At 69.7% G+C, this 1,708-nt stretch carries 1 protein-coding gene; it reads left to right on the top strand.

Going from position 1 to position 1,708, the window contains the following annotated elements; translation table 11 throughout:
- Window positions 1-50: 50 nt before the first annotated feature.
- Window positions 51-1,708 (top strand): glycoside hydrolase family 43 protein (locus tag AC3ET3_RS36015; RefSeq protein WP_435613725.1); only part of this gene is annotated, 1,658 nt, incomplete at its 3' end.

Below are 1,708 nucleotides of genomic sequence, written 5' to 3'. Positions count from 1 at the left end.
GGCCTTTGGGCCGACGGCGTTCCGCCCCGCTGACCGAAGGAGATCCGCCCATGTCCTGGCTCAGCCATCAGCAGAACCGCAGAGGAGTGCTCGCCTCCGCGGCCGGCCTCGCCGCCGCGACCGCGGCACCCTGGATCCACCCCACGGCGGCCCGCGCGGCCACCGCGTCCACCGAAACGGCCGCGGGGTCCGTCGGGATCGCCGCCGCGCAGATCACCAACCCCGTCATCTGGCAGGACTTCGCGGACATCGACATCATCCGCGTCGGCGACACCTACTACTACTCCGCCTCCACCATGCACTATTCCCCCGGCGCTCCCATCCTGCGCTCCTACGACCTGGTCAACTGGGAGTTCGCCGGCCACTCCGTGCCCCGCCTGGACTTCGGCAGCAAGTACGACCTCGACGGCGGGCGCGGCTACGTCCGCGGCGTCTGGGCGTCCTCCCTCGCCCACCGCCCCGGCAACAACACCTTCTACTGGCTGGGCCAGATCGACTTCGCCCGGACGTACGTCTACACCGCCTCCACCGTCGAGGGACCCTGGACCCGGCACACCACGCTCCCCGCCTACTACGACGCCGGGCTCCTCGTCGACAGCGACGACACCCTGTACGTGGCGTACGGCAACACCCAGATCAGCGTCGCCCAGCTCTCCGCGGACGCGCGCACCCAGGTCCGCGCGCAGCAGGTCTTCAGCACGCCGTCCAGCATCGGAACCCTGGAAGGCTCCCGCTTCTACAAGATCAACGGGAACTACTACATCTTCGTCACCCGGCCCGCCAACGGCCAGTACATCCTCAGGTCCACCTCCGGCCCGTTCGGCCCCTACACCCTGCGACAGCTCCTGCTCGACCTGCCCGGCCCCGTCTCCGGCGGCGGCGTCCCCCATCAGGGCGGACTCGTACAGACCCAGAACGGCCAGTGGTACTACATGGCCTTCGTCGACGCCTACCCCGGTGGACGCGTCCCCGTACTGGCCCCCGTCACCTGGACCTCGGACGGCTGGCCCCGGCTGCAACTCGTCAACGGCGCCTGGGGCACCACCTACGCGGCCCCCGACCTTCCCCCGCCACCCCGCCAGGTGGAACCGCTCACCGGCGTCGACACCTTCGACGGCACCACCCTCAAACCGAAGTGGGAGTGGAACCACAACCCCGACACCACCAAATACACCGTCGACAACGGACTCACCCTGCGGACCGCCACCGTCACCGGCGACCTCTACTCCGCCCGGAACACCCTCACCCACCGGATCCAGGGCCCCACCTCCACCGCCACCGTCACCCTGGACTACTCCGGGATGCGGGACGGTGACCGCGCCGGACTCGCCCTCCTGCGTGACTCCTCCGCCTGGATCGGCGTCGCGCGCGACAACGGCTCCACGCGAGTGGTGATGGTCAACGGCATCACCATGGACAACAACTGGAACACCACCAGCACGGGCACCGAAGCCGCCGGCACCGTGGTCTCGGGCGGTCGCATCTGGCTACGCGCCACGGCCGACATCCGCCCTGGAGCCGGCCGTCAGGCACTCTTCTCGTACAGCACCGACGGCACCCGCTACACGCGCCTCGGACCGGGGTTCACCCTCAAGAACGCCTGGCAGTTCTTCATGGGCTACCGCTTCGCCCTCTTCAACCACGCCACCCGGGCCCTGGGCGGCGCGGTACGCGTCACGCGCTTCGAACTCGCCCCCGGGGCGACCGT

This window comes from Streptomyces sp. bgisy159, from assembly GCF_057707805.1.
Note: the sequence above shows the minus strand (reverse complement) of the source record. Positions and strands in the feature narration are given on the sequence as shown.